This is a genomic window from Streptomyces sp. NPDC036815 (genome assembly GCF_055609205.1).
This window is the reverse complement of record NZ_JBVJPW010000026.1, coordinates 19563-36829: the sequence shown is the minus strand read 5'-3', so window position 1 is coordinate 36829 and position 17267 is coordinate 19563. Positions and strand designations below refer to the sequence as shown.

At 70.7% G+C, this 17267-nt stretch carries 16 protein-coding genes; 14 read left to right on the top strand and 2 right to left on the bottom strand.

All coding sequences use genetic code 11. The features are described from left to right. Both ACZ69I_RS34485 and ACZ69I_RS34480 read right to left on the bottom strand, forming a co-directional pair. Nucleotides 1–1668 carry a hypothetical protein gene (locus ACZ69I_RS34485; RefSeq protein ID WP_470836534.1) on the bottom strand — a complete coding sequence of 556 codons (1668 nt, stop codon included), beginning with the start codon at nt 1666–1668 and terminating at the stop codon, nt 1–3. A 183-nt stretch (nt 1669–1851) separates the two neighbouring features. Next, nucleotides 1852–4050, bottom strand: coding sequence for an elongation factor G-like protein EF-G2 (locus tag ACZ69I_RS34480; RefSeq protein ID WP_470836478.1), 2199 nt, complete (start codon nt 4048–4050; stop codon nt 1852–1854). Between the two features lie 258 nt (nt 4051–4308). On the opposite strand from ACZ69I_RS34480, the gene pgsA reads away from it, so the two are divergent. The 14 genes from pgsA (at nt 4309) to ACZ69I_RS34410 (ending at nt 17163) form a co-directional block, all read left to right on the top strand. Next, nucleotides 4309–4980, top strand: a complete 672-nt coding sequence (pgsA, locus tag ACZ69I_RS34475) for a phosphatidylinositol phosphate synthase (RefSeq protein ID WP_467679355.1) — start codon at nt 4309–4311, stop codon at nt 4978–4980. Continuing rightward, nucleotides 4977–5897, top strand: coding sequence for a phosphatidylinositol mannoside acyltransferase (locus ACZ69I_RS34470; protein ID WP_470836477.1), 921 nt, complete (start codon nt 4977–4979; stop codon nt 5895–5897). Before pgsA ends, ACZ69I_RS34470 begins: the two co-directional genes overlap by 4 nt. Next, nucleotides 5894–7057, top strand: a complete 1164-nt coding sequence (locus ACZ69I_RS34465; RefSeq protein WP_470836475.1) for a glycosyltransferase family 4 protein — start codon at nt 5894–5896, stop codon at nt 7055–7057. The genes ACZ69I_RS34470 and ACZ69I_RS34465 overlap by 4 nt, the downstream gene beginning before the upstream one ends. 362 nt (nt 7058–7419) lie before the next feature. Beyond that, nucleotides 7420–7965 carry a LemA family protein gene (locus ACZ69I_RS34460; RefSeq protein WP_470836474.1) on the top strand — a complete coding sequence of 182 codons (546 nt, stop codon included), beginning with the start codon at nt 7420–7422 and terminating at the stop codon, nt 7963–7965. A gap of 146 nt (nt 7966–8111) precedes the next feature. Next, nucleotides 8112–9026, top strand: coding sequence for a pyridoxal 5'-phosphate synthase lyase subunit PdxS (gene pdxS, locus ACZ69I_RS34455; RefSeq protein ID WP_389722658.1), 915 nt, complete (start codon nt 8112–8114; stop codon nt 9024–9026). Further along, nucleotides 9026–9643, top strand: coding sequence for a pyridoxal 5'-phosphate synthase glutaminase subunit PdxT (gene pdxT / locus ACZ69I_RS34450; protein WP_467679363.1), 618 nt, complete (start codon nt 9026–9028; stop codon nt 9641–9643). Before pdxS ends, pdxT begins: the two co-directional genes overlap by 1 nt. An 83-nt stretch (nt 9644–9726) precedes the next feature. After that, a complete protein-coding gene (locus tag ACZ69I_RS34445; protein ID WP_467679365.1) occupies nt 9727–10479 on the top strand; it encodes a YebC/PmpR family DNA-binding transcriptional regulator in 753 nt (250 codons plus the stop codon). 103 nt (nt 10480–10582) lie between these two features. Further along, complete coding sequence (gene ruvC, locus ACZ69I_RS34440; RefSeq protein ID WP_467679367.1) at nt 10583–11149, top strand: crossover junction endodeoxyribonuclease RuvC; 567 nt, start codon at nt 10583–10585, stop codon at nt 11147–11149. Continuing rightward, entirely contained in the window at nt 11146–11757 is a 612-nt protein-coding gene (gene ruvA, locus ACZ69I_RS34435; RefSeq protein WP_470836473.1) for a Holliday junction branch migration protein RuvA, read from the top strand. The genes ruvC and ruvA overlap by 4 nt, the downstream gene beginning before the upstream one ends. Nucleotides 11758–11815: 58 nt before the next feature. After that, on the top strand, nt 11816–12880 hold the full coding sequence (gene ruvB / locus ACZ69I_RS34430) for a Holliday junction branch migration DNA helicase RuvB (RefSeq protein WP_467679371.1): 1065 nt from the start codon (nt 11816–11818) through the stop codon (nt 12878–12880). Between the two features lie 197 nt (nt 12881–13077). Further along, the gene (yajC, locus tag ACZ69I_RS34425) at nt 13078–13539 is read left to right on the top strand and encodes a preprotein translocase subunit YajC (protein WP_389722646.1); all 462 of its coding nucleotides are present in this window, start codon (nt 13078–13080) and stop codon (nt 13537–13539) included. A gap of 165 nt (nt 13540–13704) precedes the next feature. Beyond that, nucleotides 13705–15489: a protein translocase subunit SecD gene (gene secD, locus ACZ69I_RS34420; RefSeq protein ID WP_470836471.1), complete on the top strand. Its 1785-nt coding sequence runs from the start codon at nt 13705–13707 to the stop codon at nt 15487–15489. A gap of 1 nt (nt 15490) precedes the next feature. Further along, on the top strand, nt 15491–16618 hold the full coding sequence (gene secF / locus ACZ69I_RS34415) for a protein translocase subunit SecF (protein WP_467679375.1): 1128 nt from the start codon (nt 15491–15493) through the stop codon (nt 16616–16618). After that, entirely contained in the window at nt 16615–17163 is a 549-nt protein-coding gene (locus tag ACZ69I_RS34410; protein ID WP_470836470.1) for an adenine phosphoribosyltransferase, read from the top strand. Before secF ends, ACZ69I_RS34410 begins: the two co-directional genes overlap by 4 nt. Nucleotides 17164–17267 lie beyond the last annotated feature (104 nt).

Sequence of the window (17267 nt, the reverse complement as noted above, 5' to 3'; positions counted from 1 at the left end):
TCACGCGTCGTACACGTCCGCCTTCCTCGGCATCGGGTCCTGGATCGCGCCGCTGAGGAAGCCGGAACGGGCGCCGAACTTCTCGGTGTTCACGCCGTTCTCCGCAAGGACCTTGATCGCGGCCGAGTGGACCACGCGCAGCACGGGCGTGGCGGCGCGCAGCGCGTCGTCCGCCATGAACCGGTGCCGCCAGGGCTTGTCCGCCCAGGCGTGCCGCAGGCCGAACGGCTCGGGCAGGACCAGCTTGCCGCCGAGGTGGTCGAGTATCGGCGGGTACCAGGTGAAGGGGGCGCGGACCGCGAGGCGCACGACCTCGTCGGCGTCGATCAGTGGCAGGTTGCGGGTGGTGGTCTCCCAGAACCGGATCGGCTTGGCGACCGTCTTGGTCTTCGGTGAGGGTTTCGTGGTGAACAGCGGGTGCACGGGGCCCAGGGCGTGGCCGGTGACCTCGATGCGCAGCGTCTCGTGCAGCACGGTCACCGTGATCAGCATCGTGATGACCAACTGACCGTCCCAGAGCGTGAACTGCACGCCGAGGTAGTGCCGGTTGCCGCTGCCGAACTGCTGTTCGTTGCAGATGCGCTGTATCTCGTGGCCGCGGATCTGGAAGGCCTCGACGTCCGTGCCGGTGGGGCGGCTCACCGCCTTGGCGTTCTCCCCGATGGGGGAGACGATCCAGTGCTTTATGTCCGGCGTGGGGAAGCCGCCGGTGTGCAGGGGCCCGCGCTCTAGCATGCGCAGCTGGTCGTGGACCGCGCGTATGACATCCCAGCTGCGGAAGGGGTGGATCTCCTTGTCCGGGTCGGCCGGCACCAGCTCCTCCGCCAGCTGCCAGCTGCCCCAGCGGGTGCCCATGCCCAGTATGCCCTTGGGGCCCGCGTAGAAGACGGAGTTGCTCTGCTGCTCCGCGGAGAGCCTGGCCAGGCCCTGCCGGAGCCGCTCGGCGGCCGTCTCGCCGGGGCTGCCGGGCACCGCCTCGGGGATCTTGGCGCCGATGCCGCCGCCCGCGAGCAGGCCCGACCAGCGCTCGCGCAGGTCCCTTGCGGTGCGCTCGGCGATCTGCTTGGCCCAGAACCAGCCCACCACGGGCAACACGATCGCCGCCCGCAGATACCAGGCCCAGAAGCCGTGGAAAGGAAGCTTGAGGAGGGCGAGGGCGGCCAGCACGCCCACCGCGACCAGGACCGCCGTGGCGAGGGCGCCCGCGCGCTTGTCCTCGCTCTTGGCGACCTGGCGCCTGATGGTGAAGACGAGCAGCCACAGGAGCAGTCCCGGCAGGAACAGCACCCCGCACAGGACCGTCACGGCGGTCAGCCAGCTGTCGCGCTCCTTGCGGATGCGGCTCGCCGCGAGGCAGTGCTCGACGACCGCCTGCGGCTCGGTCCCGAAGGACTGGATGAGGGGGCCGCGGCCGCCGCCCAGCATCCGCACCTGCACGGTCCGCGCGAACGCCTCGCCCAGGTTCGGCTTGAACAGCGACCAGATCCCGGACTTCACCTCGGACTTGTGCCATTCGTTGTTGGCCGCGAGGATGCCGTCGACATCGCCGTCGCGATACGCGGCCGAGGCCAGGGCATGCGTCGCCGCGGTCTGCCCCGCGGCGCCCGAGAGAGGGACCTGGGCCCCGGGCCTGAAGTCGAATACATCGTCCGCCACTGCCGCCCCCATCGCCGCGACGCCTTCGCTGCCGCGGCTCTTCCCGACTTCCTTGTCCGGCACACCTGTTGCCGTCCGGCACATCTGCTGATCAGGTCATCAGCGTATCCGTGCGCACCGACATCCGTCAGGGGGCGGCCGAATGCCGCCCGCCCGCAGGCGTGCGAGCGGGCGGGCGGCGCGGGGGCGGCCCAACTACGCGGTGTCCTGCGCCTGTTCGCGGATCTTCTCGGAGAGCTGCGGCGGCATCGGCTCGTGACGTGCGTACGTACGGCTGAACCGGGCGGTGCCCTGCGAGAGGGACCGCAGATCCACCGCGTACCGGCCGATCTCGATCTCGGGGACCTCGGCCCGCACCAGGGTCCGCCCGCCGGGTGCCTGCTCGGTGCCGACCACCCGGCCCCGGCGCCCCGACAAGTCGCTCATCACCGCCCCGACATGGTCGTCGCCGACCAGCACCTGCACCTCCGCGACCGGTTCGAGCAGATGGATCCGGGCCCCGGACGCGGCCTCGCGCAGCGCGAGCGCGCCCGCCGTCTGGAACGCGGCGTCGGAGGAGTCCACCGAGTGCGCCTTGCCGTCGGTGAGCGTGACGCGCACGTCGATCAGCGCGTACCCGGCGGCGACGCCCCGGGCCGCCTGGGCGCGCACGCCCTTCTCGACGGACGGGATGAACTGCCGCGGCACGGCGCCGCCGACGACCTTGTCGACGAATTCGATGCCGCTGCCACCGGGCAGTGGCTCGACCTCGATCTCGCAGATCGCGTACTGGCCGTGCCCGCCGGACTGCTTCACATGACGGCCCCGGCCGCCCGACCTGCCCGCGAACGTCTCGCGCAGGGAGACCTTGTGCGCCACCACGTCGACCTGGACGCCGTACCGGCTGCGCAGCCGCTCCAGGGCGACGTCGGCGTGTGCCTCGCCCAGGCACCACAGGACCACCTGGTGGGTGTCCTGGTTCTGTTCGAGCCGCATCGTCGGGTCCTCGGCGACCAGCCGCGACAGGCCCTGGGAGAGCTTGTCCTCGTCGGCCTTGCTGTGGGCCTGGATGGCGAGCGGCAGGAGCGGGTCGGGCATGGACCAGGGCTCCATCAGGAGCGGGTCGTCCTTGGCCGAGAGGGTGTCGCCGGTCTCCGCGCGGTTCAGCTTGGCCACGCACGCCAGGTCGCCCGCGACGCACCGGGTGAGGGTGCGCTGCTGCTTGCCGAAGGGGGAGGAGAGCGCGCCGACGCGCTCCTCGACGTCGTGGTCCTCGTGACCGCGGTCGGCCAGACCGTGCCCGGAGACGTGGACGGTCTCGTCGGGGCGCAGGGTGCCGGAGAAGACGCGTACGAGCGAGACCCGGCCCACGTACGGGTCGGACGCGGTCTTCACGATCTCGGCCGCGAGCGGGCCCTGCGGGTCGCAGGTGAGCGCGGGGCGGGGCGCGCCGCCCGGGGTGGTCACGACCGGCGCCGGGTGTTCGAGCGGGGTGGGGAAGCCGCCCGTGATCAGTTCGAGGAGCTCGACCGTGCCGATGCCCTGCCGCGCGCCCTCGGCGGCGGGCGCCGCGGCGAGCACCGGATGGAAGATGCCGCGTGCGACGGCCCGTTCCAGGTCGTCGACGAGTGTCTTGAAGTCGATGTCCTCGCCGCCGAGATAGCGGTCCATGAGGGACTCGTCCTCGCTCTCGGCGATGATCCCCTCGATCAGTTTGTCGCGTGCCTCCGCGATGAGCGGCAGCTGGTCGTCGCCCGGTTCGGACTCCTTCCGTTCGCCGGACGCGTAGTCGAAGATCCGCTGCGAGAGCAGCCCGATCAGGCCGGTCACCGGCGCGTGGCCGTCCGGCCCCTGCTCGCCGTGGAGCGGCAGGTACAGCGGCAGTACGGCGTCGGGGTCGTCGGCGCCGAACGCCTGCGCGCAGGTGCGGGTCATCTCGGTGAAGTCGGCGCGGGCCGACTCCAGGTGGGTGATCACGATGGCCCGCGGCATGCCGACCGCCGCGCACTCCTCCCACACCATGCGGGTCGAGCCGTCCACGCCGTCCGCCGCCGAGACGACGAAGAGGGCCGCGTCCGCGGCGCGCAGACCGGCCCTCAGCTCCCCGACGAAGTCGGCGTACCCGGGGGTGTCCAGCAGATTGATCTTGAAGCCGTCCCATTCGACGGGGACCAGGGACAGCTGCACCGAGCGCTGCTGCCGGTGCTCCATCTCGTCGTAGTCGGACACGGAGGTGCCGTCCTCCACCCGCCCTGCCCGGTTCACCGCCCCAGCGGTCAGCGCGAGGGCCTCCACCAGGGTCGTCTTGCCCGATCCGCTGTGGCCGACCAGCACCACATTCCGTACGGAGGCGGGGTGGTCGGCCGCTGTAGCCCTGCCGGCGGCTCCGGGGTGTGCATTCGCCTTGTCGCCCATGCCTTGGCCTCCCGGTCACGTGCACGGTGAGGAGGCACAGCCCCCTCGGGGATGCTGGCTGCTCGCGGACACGCGGGGCCGCGTGCGGGTCGGCTCGTGCGTCGCCCGCGGTGCTTTCGAGCTTTCCACTCGGGTCACTGTGCGTCCATACGTCGTACGCGATCGTGAGGGGGCGAGCCGGTCGGTCAACCGCGTGACTACGATGGGCCAGCCGGTGGCCAACGGGGCCACGCGGCGCACCGAACCCTCGGGAAGGCCATGCTGAACAAGTACGCGCGTGCATTCTTCACGCGTGTCCTCACACCGTTCGCCGCGTTTCTCATCCGCCGGGGGGTGAGCCCCGACGCGGTCACCTTCATCGGCACGGCCGGTGTGATGGCGGGAGCACTGGTCTTCTTCCCCAGGGGAGAGTTCTTCTGGGGCACGATCGTCATCACGCTGTTCGTCTTCTCCGACCTCGTCGACGGCAACATGGCACGCCAGCTCGGCCGCTCCAGCCGCTGGGGCGCCTTCCTGGACTCCACGCTCGACCGGGTGGCCGACGGCGCGATCTTCGGAGGTCTCGCCCTCTGGTACGCGGGGTCCGGCGACGACAACATCCTGTGCGCCGTCTCCATCTTCTGTCTGGCGAGCGGCCAGGTGGTCTCGTACACCAAGGCCCGCGGTGAGGCCATCGGCCTCCCCGTCGCCGTCAACGGCCTGGTGGAGCGCGCCGAGCGCCTGGTGATCTCGCTGGTCGCCGCGGGCCTCGCGGGCCTGCACAAGTTCGGCGTCCCCGGCATCCAGGTCCTGCTGCCCATCGCCCTGTGGATCGTCGCGGCCGGCAGCATGGTGACCCTCGTCCAGCGCGTCGTGACCGTGCGCAGGGAGTCCGCGGAGGCGGACGCCGCCGCGGGTTCCGGGGCCCAGGAGAGTGAGGCCGCGCAGTGAAGGACCGACTCACCGACGCGCTGTACGGGCTCGGCTGGAGCACCGTCAAGAAGCTTCCCGAGCCCGTCGCCGCACGGCTCGGCCGCACCATCGCCGACACGATCTGGAAGCGCCGCGGAAAGGGCGTCCTGCGCCTGGAATCCAACCTCGCGCGCGTGGTGCCCGACGCGGGCCCGCAGCGGCTCGCCGAGCTCTCCAAGGCGGGCATGCGCTCCTACCTGCGCTACTGGATGGAGTCCTTCCGCCTGCCGTCCTGGAGCAGGGAGCGCATCAAGAGCGGCTTCGACGTCAAGGACGTCCACCACCTCACCGACGGGCTGGCCGCGGGCAAGGGCGTGATCATCGCGCTGCCGCACCTGGGCAACTGGGACCTCGCGGGCGCCTGGGTCACCACCAAGCTGGAGACCCCCTTCACGACGGTCGCCGAACGCCTCAAGCCCGAGACGCTGTACGACCGCTTCGTCGCCTACCGCGAGAGCCTCGGCATGGAGGTCCTGCCGCACACGGGGGGCTCCGCCTTCGGCACGCTGGCCCGGCGGCTGCGCGCCGGCGGGCTCATCTGCCTCGTCGCGGACCGCGACCTGTCGGCCTCCGGCGTGGAGGTGAAGTTCTTCGGGGACACCGCCCGCATGCCCGCGGGACCGGCGATGCTGGCCCAGCAGACCGGCGCGCTCCTGCTGCCCGTGACGCTCTGGTACGACGGCACGCCCGTCATGAAGGGCCGCGTCCACCCACCCGTCGACGTCCCCGAGACAGGTACCAGGACCGAGAAGACGTCTGTCATGACGCAGGCGCTGGCCGACGCCTTCGCCACCGGCATCGCCGACCACCCGGAGGACTGGCACATGCTGCAGCGTCTGTGGCTCGACGACCTGGAACCCCGCCCCGACGCCGCCCGCCCGGGGGAGCCCTCGTGAAGATCGGCATCGTCTGCCCGTACTCGTGGGACGTGCCGGGCGGCGTCCAGTTCCACATCCGCGATCTGGCGGAGCACCTCATCCGCCTCGGGCACGAGGTCTCCGTCCTCGCCCCGGCCGACGACGAGACGCCCCTGCCGCCGTACGTGGTGTCGGCGGGACGAGCCGTCCCCGTCCCCTACAACGGCTCCGTGGCCCGCCTCAACTTCGGCTTCCTCTCGGCCGCGCGGGTACGCCGCTGGCTGAACGAGGGAAGCTTCGACGTCATCCACATCCACGAGCCCGCCTCGCCCTCGCTGGGGCTGCTCACCTGCTGGGCCGCGCAGGGCCCGATCGTCGCGACGTTCCACACGTCGAACCCGCGCTCCCGGGCGATGATCGCCGCGTACCCGATCCTGCAGCCCGCCCTGGAGAAGATCAGCGCACGCATCGCGGTCAGCGAGTACGCGCGCCGCACGCTCGTCGAGCACCTCGGCGGCGACGCGGTCGTCATCCCGAACGGCGTCGACGTGGACTTCTTCGCCGCGGCCGAGCCCAGACCCGAGTGGCAGGGCGAGACGATCGGCTTCATCGGGCGCATCGACGAGCCCCGCAAGGGCCTGCCGGTCCTGATGAAGGCGCTCCCGCAGATCTTCGCCGAGCGCCCGGACGCCCGTCTCCTCGTCGCGGGCCGCGGCGACGAGAAGGAGGCGGTCGCCTCGCTCCCCGCCGAACTCCGCTCCCGGGTGGAGTTCCTCGGCATGGTCAGCGACGAGGACAAGGCGCGGCTGCTGCGCAGCGTCGACCTGTACGTGGCGCCCAACACCGGCGGCGAGAGCTTCGGGATCATCCTGGTCGAGGCGATGTCCGCGGGCGCGCCCGTACTCGCCAGTGACCTGGACGCCTTCGCCCAGGTCCTCGACCGGGGCGCGGCGGGCGACCTCTTCACCAACGAGGACGCGGACTCCCTGGCGAAGTCGGCCGTACGCCTGCTGGCCGACCCCGCCCGCCGCAAGGGCCTGCACGAGCGCGGCAGCGCCCACGTACGCCGCTTCGACTGGTCGACGGTGGGCGCGGACATCCTCGCGGTCTACGAAACGGTGACGGACGGCGCGGCATCGGTGGCGGAGGACGAACGGGTGGGCCTGCGGGCGAGGTTGGGCTTGGCACAGAAGGGGTGAGGAGCGGGACGCCGACTTCACGCCGCTGCGCGTCTGGGGCCGGGGCACCGCTTCCAGCAGTCACACCGCCGACCGCCTGGGGCCGGGGTCCGATTCCAGTCCGTCCGGCGTTTGAGGACCGAAGCGCCGGTGCGGGGCGCCGAATGCACTCCGCCGACCGCCTGGGGCTGGGGTCCAATTCCAGCCCGTCCGGCGTTTGAGGACCGGGGGCGCGGGGGCAGCGCCCCCGAAACCCCGGTGCGGGGCGCCGAATCTACTCCGTCGACCGCCTGGAGCAAGCGCGCGCCCCGGAACACCTCACCAAGGCCCCCGCACAGGAACCCGACCCAAGGCGCCCCCGCCCGAAGGTAGCCTTGCGGCCCGTGACCTCCACTTTGATCTGGATCGCGGCAGCCCTCTTCGCGATCGGCCTCTACCTGAGCTGGACCGCGGGCCGGCTCGACCGGCTGCACGCACGTATCGACGCGGCCCGCGCCGCCCTCGACGCGCAACTGCTGCGCCGCGCCTCCGTCGCCCAGGAGCTGGCCACCTCCGGAGTCCTCGACCCCGCCGCCTCGATCGTGCTCTACGAAGCGGCCCACGCGGCCCGGCAGGCGGAGGAGGAGCAGCGCGAGGTCGCCGAGAGCGAGCTCAGCCAGGCGCTGCGGGCGATCTTCGGCGAGGTCCAGCAGGTGGAGGCGGTACGGGAGGCACCGGGCGGCGACGAGGCGGCCACGGAGCTGGCCGCCTCCGTACGCAGGGTGCCGATGGCCCGGCGCTTCCACAACGACGCCGTGCGCGCCGCCCGCGCGCTGCGCCGCCACCGCAAGGTCCGCTGGTTCCGGCTCGCCGGGCACGCGCCGTTCCCGATGGCCTTCGAGATGGACGACGAACCCCCGGTGGCCCTGGCCGACCGCGCGGGCAGCTGACCAGAGGCCCCGCACCCCCTACGCCCCTGACCTGCCACATCACGAAAAAATGAGCCACCGGTGACCCATTGGCCCTTGCTGTGGCCTGGTGGCCGGGAGTTTCCTCGTAGACGCAGCAGCCGTCTCCCTCGAGTGAGGTCAACTCCGTGTCCAGCACCCCCTCCAGCAGCAACCAGACGCCCGAGACCGGCACCGCGCGCGTGAAGCGCGGCATGGCCGAGCAGCTCAAGGGCGGCGTGATCATGGACGTCGTCAACGCCGAGCAGGCGAAGATAGCCGAGGACGCCGGCGCCGTCGCCGTCATGGCGCTGGAGCGCGTGCCCGCCGACATCCGCAAGGACGGCGGCGTGGCCCGGATGTCCGACCCGAACATGATCGAAGAGATCATCGAGGCCGTCTCGATCCCGGTCATGGCCAAGTCCCGCATCGGCCACTTCGTCGAGGCCCAGGTCCTCCAGTCGCTCGGCGTCGACTACATCGACGAGTCCGAGGTCCTCACCCCGGCCGACGAGGTCAACCACAGCGACAAGTTCGCGTTCACGACCCCGTTCGTGTGCGGCGCCACCAACCTGGGCGAGGCCCTGCGCCGCATCGCCGAGGGCGCGGCCATGATCCGCTCCAAGGGCGAGGCCGGCACCGGCAACGTCGTCGAGGCCGTCCGCCACCTGCGTCAGATCAAGAACGAGATCGCCAGGCTGCGCGGCTTCGACAACAACGAGCTGTACGCCGCCGCCAAGGACCTGCGCGCCCCGTACGAGCTGGTCAAGGAGACCGCGGAGCTCGGCAAGCTGCCGGTCGTCCTCTTCTCCGCCGGTGGTGTCGCCACCCCCGCCGACGCCGCCCTGATGCGTCAGCTCGGCGCCGAGGGCGTCTTCGTCGGCTCCGGCATCTTCAAGTCGGGCGACCCGGCCGCGCGCGCCGCCGCCATCGTGAAGGCCACCACCTTCTTCGACGACCCGAAGGTCATCGCCGACGCCTCCCGCAACCTCGGTGAGGCCATGGTCGGCATCAACTGCGACACCCTCCCGGAGACCGAGCGCTACGCGAACCGAGGCTGGTAATGACCACTCCCGTAGTGGGCGTCCTCGCCCTTCAGGGGGACGTGCGGGAGCACCTGATCGCCCTGGCCTCGGCGGACGCCGTGGCCAGGCCGGTCCGGCGCCCCGAAGAGCTCGCCGAGGTCGACGGTCTGGTCATCCCCGGGGGCGAGTCCACCACCATCTCCAAGCTGGCCACCCTCTTCGGCCTGATGGAGCCCCTTCGCGCGCGCGTGCGTGCGGGGCTGCCGGTCTACGGCAGCTGCGCGGGCATGATCATGCTCGCCGACAAGATCCTCGACCCGCGCTCGGGCCAGGAGACGGTCGGCGGCATCGACATGATCGTGCGCCGCAACGCCTTCGGCCGGCAGAACGAGTCCTTCGAGGCCGCCGTCGACGTCAAGGGCGTCGAGGGCGCCCCGGTGGAAGGTGTCTTCATCCGCGCGCCCTGGGTCGAGTCGGTCGGCGCCCAGGTCGAGGTGCTCGCCGAACACGGGGGGCACATCGTCGCCGTGCGCCAGGGCAACGCGCTCGCCACGTCGTTCCACCCCGAACTGACGGGGGACCATCGCGTCCACGCGCTGTTCGTGGAGATGGCGAGGACGCAGACGGCGAGGGGCAACCCGCGAGCGGGATCCTAGTAGGATCTCCGGGGACCGCCCCGGGGCCTTAAGGTCTGGGAGAGTTCTTACTGGTTGTTGGGTAACGCGAAGGAGACAGGCAGATGTCCGGCCACTCTAAATGGGCTACGACGAAGCACAAGAAGGCCGTGATCGACGCCAAGCGCGGCAAGCTCTTCGCGAAGATGATCAAGAATATCGAGGTCGCGGCCCGCACGGGCGGCGCCGATATCTCGGGTAACCCGACCCTCTTCGACGCCATCCAGAAGGCCAAGAAGAGCTCGGTCCCGAACAAGAACATCGACTCCGCGGTCAAGCGCGGCGCCGGTCTCGAAGCGGGTGGCGCCGACTACGAGACGATCATGTACGAGGGTTACGGCCCCAACGGTGTCGCGGTGCTCATCGAGTGCCTCACCGACAACCGCAACCGCGCCGCCTCCGACGTGCGCGTCGCCATGACGCGCAACGGCGGCTCGATGGCCGACCCGGGCTCCGTCTCGTACCTCTTCAACCGCAAGGGCGTCGTGATCGTGCCCAAGGGCGAGCTGAGCGAGGACGACGTCCTCGGCGCCGTCCTCGACGCGGGCGCCGAGGAGGTCAACGACCTCGGTGAGACCTTCGAGGTGCTCAGCGAGGCCACCGACATGGTCGCGGTCCGCACCGCGCTCCAGGAGGCCGGCATCGAGTACGACTCGGCCGACGCCAACTTCGTCCCGACCATGCAGGTCGAGCTGGACGAGGACGGCGCCCGGAAGATCTTCAAGCTGATCGACGCCCTCGAGGACAGCGACGACGTGCAGAACGTCTTCGCCAACTTCGACGTCTCCGACGAGGTCATGGCGCAGGTCGACGCGTAAGCGCTCCGCTGCGTGAACGGGCCGACGGGACACACCCCCGTCGGCCCGTCGCGCTGTCAGAGGGACCCGATAGCCTGCACGGACAGGCGATGGGAGGGGCTACGTGCGCGTGCTGGGAGTTGACCCGGGGCTGACCCGGTGCGGTGTCGGCGTCGTCGAGGGAGTGGCCGGGCGGCCGCTGTCCATGCGCGGCGTCGGGGTCGTACGGACCCCGGCGGACGCGGAGTTGGGCCACCGCCTCGTCGCCATCGAGCAGGGCATCGAGCAGTGGCTCGACGAGTACGGCCCCGAAGTCGTCGCCGTGGAGCGGGTGTTCAGCCAGCACAACGTCCGCACGGTCATGGGTACCGCCCAGGCCAGCGCCGTCGCCATGCTCTGCGCGTCGCGGCGCGGCATCCCGGTCGCCCTGCACACCCCGAGCGAGGTCAAGGCCGCCGTCACCGGCAGCGGCCGCGCCGACAAGGCGCAGGTGGGCGCCATGGTCACCAGGCTCCTGCGGCTCGACGCACCGCCCAGGCCGGCCGACGCGGCGGACGCCCTGGCGCTCGCCATCTGTCACATCTGGCGCGCTCCCGCGCAGAACCGCCTCCAGCAGGCCGTCGCCCTGCACGCCACGAGAACCCCGGCAGCGCAGAAAGCCGCCCCAGCACAGAAAGGCCGTACCGCATGATCGCCTTCGTCAGCGGCCCCGTCGCCGCCCTCGCCCCCGACACGGCGGTGCTCGAGGTGGGCGGCATCGGCATGGCCGTCCAGTGCGCGCCGAACACCCTCTCCACGCTCCGGGTCGGCCAGCAGGCCAAGCTCGCCACGTCCCTGGTCGTGCGCGAGGACTCCCTCACCCTGTACGGCTTCGCGGACGACGACGAGCGCCAGACCTTCGAGCTCCTGCAGACGGCGAGCGGGGTGGGCCCGCGCCTGGCCCAGGCCATGCTCGCCGTGCACAGCCCGGACGCCTTGCGCCGCGCGGTCTCCACCGGCGACGAGAAGGCCCTCACCGCCGTCCCCGGCATCGGCAAGAAGGGCGCCCAGAAGCTCCTCCTGGAGTACAAGGACCGCCTCGGCGAGCCGCTCGGCACCGGCGGACCCGCGATCGGCACCGCCGTCACCTCGGGCTGGCGCGAGCAGCTGCACGCCGCGCTGATCGGCCTCGGGTACGCCACCCGTGAGGCCGACGAGGCCGTCACCGCCGTCACCCCCCAGGCCGATGCCGCCGAGGGCACCCCGCAGGTCGGCCAGCTCCTGAAGGCCGCGCTCCAGACCCTGAACCGCACCCGCTAGCCCCCCTGTACGCACCCGCCGGCCACCACCCCTTGAACCGCATCGCGAGGCACACCGCATGAACTGGGACGACACGACCGACGAAGCGGCCGAGCGGCTCGTGGGTGCGTCCGCCGACGGCGAGGACCAGGCGGTCGAGGCGGCCCTGCGCCCCAAGGACCTGGGCGAGTTCATCGGTCAGGAGAAGGTCCGCGAACAGCTCGACCTCGTCCTGCGGGCGGCACGCGCGCGTGGCGCCACCGCCGACCACGTGCTCCTCTCCGGAGCACCCGGCCTCGGCAAGACCACCCTCTCGATGATCATCGCCGCCGAGATGGGCGCCCCGATCCGCATCACCAGCGGCCCCGCCATCCAGCACGCGGGCGACCTCGCCGCGATCCTCTCCTCCCTCCAGGAGGGCGAGGTCCTCTTCCTCGACGAGATCCACCGGATGTCGCGGCCCGCCGAGGAGATGCTCTACATGGCGATGGAGGACTTCCGCGTCGACGTCATCGTCGGCAAGGGCCCCGGCGCCACCGCCATCCCCCTCGAACTGCCGCCCTTCACCCTCGTCGGCGCCACCACGCGCGCGGGCCTGCTGCCCCCGCCGCTGCGCGACCGCTTCGGCTTCACCGCGCACATGGAGTTCTACGAACCCGTCGAGCTGGAGCGGGTGGTCCACCGCTCCGCGCACCTGCTCGACGTGGAGATCGACACCGACGGCGCCGCCGAGATCGCGGGCCGCTCCCGCGGCACGCCCCGTATCGCCAACCGCCTGCTGCGCCGCGTCCGGGACTACGCGCAGGTCAAGGCCGACGGCTCGATCAACAAGGACATCGCGGGCGCGGCCCTCGCCGTCTACGAAGTGGACGAACGCGGCCTCGACCGCCTCGACCGGGCCGTCCTGGAAGCCCTGCTCAAGCTGTTCGGCGGCGGACCCGTCGGCCTGTCGACGCTCGCGGTCGCCGTGGGGGAGGAGCGCGAGACCGTCGAAGAGGTGGCGGAGCCCTTCCTCGTACGGGAGGGACTGCTAGCCCGCACCCCGCGCGGCCGCGTCGCGACGCCCGCGGCCTGGGCGCACCTCGGCCTCGTGCCCCCGCGCCAGGCGGGCGGAAAGGGACAACAGGACCTGTTCGGGGCGTGAGGTCCGCGAGACGGCGCCGCCGCCGAAGCGGAACGGCGCGGAGAGTCGACCCCCCAGGAACTGCGGTGCCATGCTGAGCGTTGTTCGTTAGGTGCGGACTCGCTTAGACTCCGCCGATGCCGCCCTTGCGGGTGGCGTACCCACCCCCATCCCAATGGCCGCTTACCTGCGCGGTCGTGCGAAGGAAACTCCGTCCCGTGAATATCGTGACCCTCCTCCCCTTCATCGTGCTCATCGGGGCCATGTTCCTGATGACCCGGTCTGCCAAGAAGAAGCAGCAGGCCGCCGCGCAGATGCGTAACGAAATGCATCCCGGCACCGGCGTCCGCACGATCGGGGGCATGTACGCCACCGTCAAGGAGGTCCACGACGAAGCCGTCCTCCTTGAGGTGGCCCCCGGTGTCCACGCGGTTTACGCGAAGAACTCGATCGGCGCCGTCCTCGACGACGACGAGTACAACCGCATCGTGCACGGCACCGAGGACGACCTGAAAGAGGACACCCCCGTCGTTCCGGACGACGCCTCTTCCCTGACCGAGACCGACGAGCCCGCCGACGCTTCCGACGACTCGCGCATCGACCTCGGCAAGAAGGACGAGCCCGCCGGGGCCGACGACGCGGAGCCGAAGAAGACCGACGGCGAGTCCGACGCGAAGTAGTCACGCCCGGGGCCCGTGGGGTGCGCCGCTCGCGCACCACGGGCCCCGGATCACGTGCATTTCGCGCCGAATCTCGACACCACTTCATGGCCGCCCGCCCGGGCCTCCCCGCACGGTTACGGGGGCAGACCGGATGCCGGGCGGTTGGACAGGGAGAACGAGAAGGTGGCAGCACCGAAGAAGGGCCGAAGGCAGAGTGCCCCGGGCAAGCCGGGACGCTCACTGGTCTTCATCCTGATCGCCCTCGTGGCGCTCACGGGGGGAATGTTCCTTTCCGGGCACACCACGCCGCGTCTGGGCATCGACCTCGCAGGCGGCACGAGCATCACGCTCGAGGCCAAGAACGAGCCGGGCCAGAAGAACGCGATCAACCCGACCAACATGAACACCGCGGTTGACATCATCAACAACCGTGTCAACGGTCTGGGTGTCTCCGAGGCCGAGGTTCAGACCCAGGGCGACAAGAACATCATTGTCAACATTCCCAAGGGGTCGAACGAGAAGCAGGCGCGCGAGCAGGTCGGCACGACCGCTCAGCTCTACTTCCGTCCGGTGATCACGCAGGCCCCCGGCCAGCCCACGCCCGAGCCGTCCACCAGCCCCTCGTCCGGCACGGACAAGGAGAAGGACAAGGACAAGGGCAAGGCGACGGACAAGGCCACCGACAAGGCCACGGACAAGGCCACCGACAAGGCGAACTCGCCGACCGGCACCGCGTCGCCCCAGGGCCGCGCTGTCAGCGAGGCGCTGAAGGACGACCCGACGCCGTCGGACAAGGCCAAGGACGGCAAGGACGGCAAGCAGGACAAGGCGCCGACCCCGGACCCGGCCACCGCCAAGCTGCAGGAGCAGTTCACCAAGCTCGACTGCACGGACAAGAAGGCCCGCGCCGAGGCCGGCCTGGGCGTCAAGCCCTCCGACCCCACCATCGCCTGTGGCAAGAGCCCCGACGGCAAGACGTGGGACAAGTTCATCCTCGGCCCGGCCGAGGTGAACGGCAAGGACGTCAAGAAGGCACAGGCGACCATCAGGCAGGAAACGGGTGCCTGGGTCGTCAACATGGACTTCACCAAGGGCGGCTCGAAGAAGTTCTCCGAGGTCACCAGCAAGCTCTCGCAGCAGCAGCCCCCGCAGAACCAGTTCGCGATCGTCCTCGACGGTGACGTCGTCTCTGCCCCCAGCGTCAACACGACCCTGAGCGCCAACGCCGAGATCTCCGGCAACTTCAACCAGCAGTCCGCGAAGGACCTGGCGAACGTCCTCTCGTACGGCGCCCTGCCGCTCACCTTCCACGAGCAGAGCGTCACCACGGTCAGCCCGGCCCTCGGCGGCGAGCAGCTCAAGGCGGGCCTGATCGCCGGCGCCATCGGCCTCGCGCTCGTCATCGTCTACCTCGTGGCCTACTACCGCGGCCTCTCGCTCATCGCCATCGCGAGCCTCCTGGTCTCCGCGGCGCTGACGTACACGATCATGACGCTGCTCGGCCCGACCATTAAGTTCGCGCTCAACCTGCCCGCGGTGTGTGGTGCGATCGTTGCGATCGGCATCACCGCGGACTCGTTCATCGTGTTCTTCGAACGCGTACGTGACGAGATCCGCGAGGGCCGCACGCTGCGCCCCGCCGTCGAGCGCGGCTGGCCGCGCGCCCGGCGTACCATCCTGGTCTCCGACTTCGTGTCGTTCCTCGCCGCCGCCGTGCTCTTCGTGGTCACGGTCGGCAAGGTGCAGGGCTTCGCGTTCACGCTCGGCCTGACCACGCTGCTCGACGTCGTCGTGGTGTTCTTCTTCACCAAGCCGCTGATGACGCTCATGGCGCGCAAGAAGTTCTTCGCCAACGGCCACAAGTGGTCCGGCCTCGACCCGCAGCGGCTCGGCGCCAAGCCCCCGCTGCGCCGGTCCCGCCGGACCCCCGCTCCCCCTGCCGGCCCTGTCGACCCGAAGGAGGCGTGAGATGTCGAAACTCGGCAATCTCGGCGCCAGGCTCTACCGCGGTGAGGTCGGCTACGACTTCGTCGGCAAGCGCAAGATCTGGTACGGCATCTCGATACTGATCACCATCACGGCCATCGTCGGCCTGGCGGTGCGCGGCCTGAACATGGGCATCGAGTTCGAGGGCGGTGCCGTCTTCAACACCCCGAAGACCACCGCCTCGGTCTCGCACGCCGAAGAGGCCGCGGAGAAGGCCTCCGGCCACGACGCGATCGTCCAGAAGCTGGGTGACGACAAGCTCCGCATCCAGATCGCGGGCGTCGACATCAAGAAGTCCGACCAGATCAAGAAGTCGCTGGCCGACGAGCTGGACGTGAAGGCCGGCGACATCGACGCCGACCTCGTCGGCCCCAGCTGGGGCGACCAGATCGCGAACAAGGCCTGGCAGGGCCTCGCGATCTTCATGGTCCTCGTGGTGATCTACCTGGCCATCGCCTTCGAGTGGCGCATGGCCCTGGCCGCACTGATCGCGCTGATCCACGACATCACCATCACCGTGGGTGTGTACGCACTGGTCGGCTTCGAGGTCACCCCCGGCACGGTGATCGGTCTGCTGACCATTCTCGGTTATTCGCTGTACGACACGGTGGTGGTCTTCGACAGCTTGAAGGAGCAGTCGAAGGACATCACCAAGCAGACCAGGTACACCTACAGCGAACTCGCCAACCGCAGCATCAACGGCACCCTGGTGCGCTCCATCAACACCACGGTCGTCGCGCTGCTCCCGGTGGCGGGCCTGCTGTTCATCGGTGGCGGCGCCCTGGGCGCGGGCATGCTCAACGACATCTCGCTGTCGCTGTTCGTCGGCCTCGCGGCCGGTGCGTACTCCTCGATCTTCATCGCCACGCCGCTCGTCGCCGACTTCAAGGAGCGCGAGCCGCAGATGAAGGCGCTCAAGAAGCGGGTGCTCGCCAAGCGCGCGGCGGCCGCGGCGAAGGGCGAGTCCGCGGAGGCGCCGGTGTCCGCGGGCGACGGGGACGAGCAGGACGACGACCTGGCGGACAACGCCGCACCGGCCGTCGTCGGTCCCCGCACCCAGCCCGCGTCCCGCAGCCGCGGCAAGGGGCGCCCGTCGGGGAAGCGCCGATGACCGAGCTCGCAGGCGTCACGGAGCTGCTGCTCAGCCGCATCCGTGACGTCCCGGACTACCCGGTGCCGGGCGTGATGTTCAAGGACATCACCCCGCTCCTCGCCGACCCGGTCGCGTTCGCCGCGCTCACGGAGACCCTCTCCGACCTCAGCGTGCGGCACGGCGCCACGAAGATCGTCGGCCTGGAGGCCCGCGGCTTCATCCTGGGCGCCCCCGTCGCACTCCGCGCCGGGCTCGGCTTCATCCCCGTACGCAAGGCGGGCAAGCTCCCCGGAGCGACGCTGAAGCAGAGCTACGACCTGGAGTACGGCAGCGCCGAGATCGAGGTGCACGCCGAGGACCTGGCCGCGGGCGACCGCGTCATGGTCATCGACGACGTCCTCGCCACCGGTGGCACCGCGGCGGCCTCGCTGGACCTGGTCCGCCGCTCGGGCGCCGAGGTGGCCGGTGTCGCGGTCCTCATGGAGCTCGGCTTCCTCGGCGGACGGGCGAAGCTCGAGCGCGCCCTGGACGGGGCGCCGCTCGAGGCCCTGATCACCGTCTGAGACGGCGGGCGGTACGGCACGACGGGCGCTCCGGAGGTCTCCGGGGCGCCCGTCGTCGTTTCGGCCGGTTCGCGCTCTGGACGGGGCCCCGGGCGGACGTCCAC

Coding starts and splice junctions, on each gene's coding strand:
- ACZ69I_RS34410 (WP_470836470.1), top strand. CDS start 16,615: ATGACCGAGCTCGCAGGCGTCACGGAGCTGCTGCTCAGCCGCATCCGT.
- secF (WP_467679375.1), top strand. CDS start 15,491: ATGTCGAAACTCGGCAATCTCGGCGCCAGGCTCTACCGCGGTGAGGTC.
- ruvB (WP_467679371.1), top strand. CDS start 11,816: ATGAACTGGGACGACACGACCGACGAAGCGGCCGAGCGGCTCGTGGGT.
- ACZ69I_RS34480 (WP_470836478.1), bottom strand. CDS start 4,050: ATGGGCGACAAGGCGAATGCACACCCCGGAGCCGCCGGCAGGGCTACA.
- pdxT (WP_467679363.1), top strand. CDS start 9,026: ATGACCACTCCCGTAGTGGGCGTCCTCGCCCTTCAGGGGGACGTGCGG.
- ACZ69I_RS34445 (WP_467679365.1), top strand. CDS start 9,727: ATGTCCGGCCACTCTAAATGGGCTACGACGAAGCACAAGAAGGCCGTG.
- pgsA (WP_467679355.1), top strand. CDS start 4,309: ATGCTGAACAAGTACGCGCGTGCATTCTTCACGCGTGTCCTCACACCG.
- ACZ69I_RS34485 (WP_470836534.1), bottom strand. CDS start 1,668: ATGGGGGCGGCAGTGGCGGACGATGTATTCGACTTCAGGCCCGGGGCC.
- ruvA (WP_470836473.1), top strand. CDS start 11,146: ATGATCGCCTTCGTCAGCGGCCCCGTCGCCGCCCTCGCCCCCGACACG.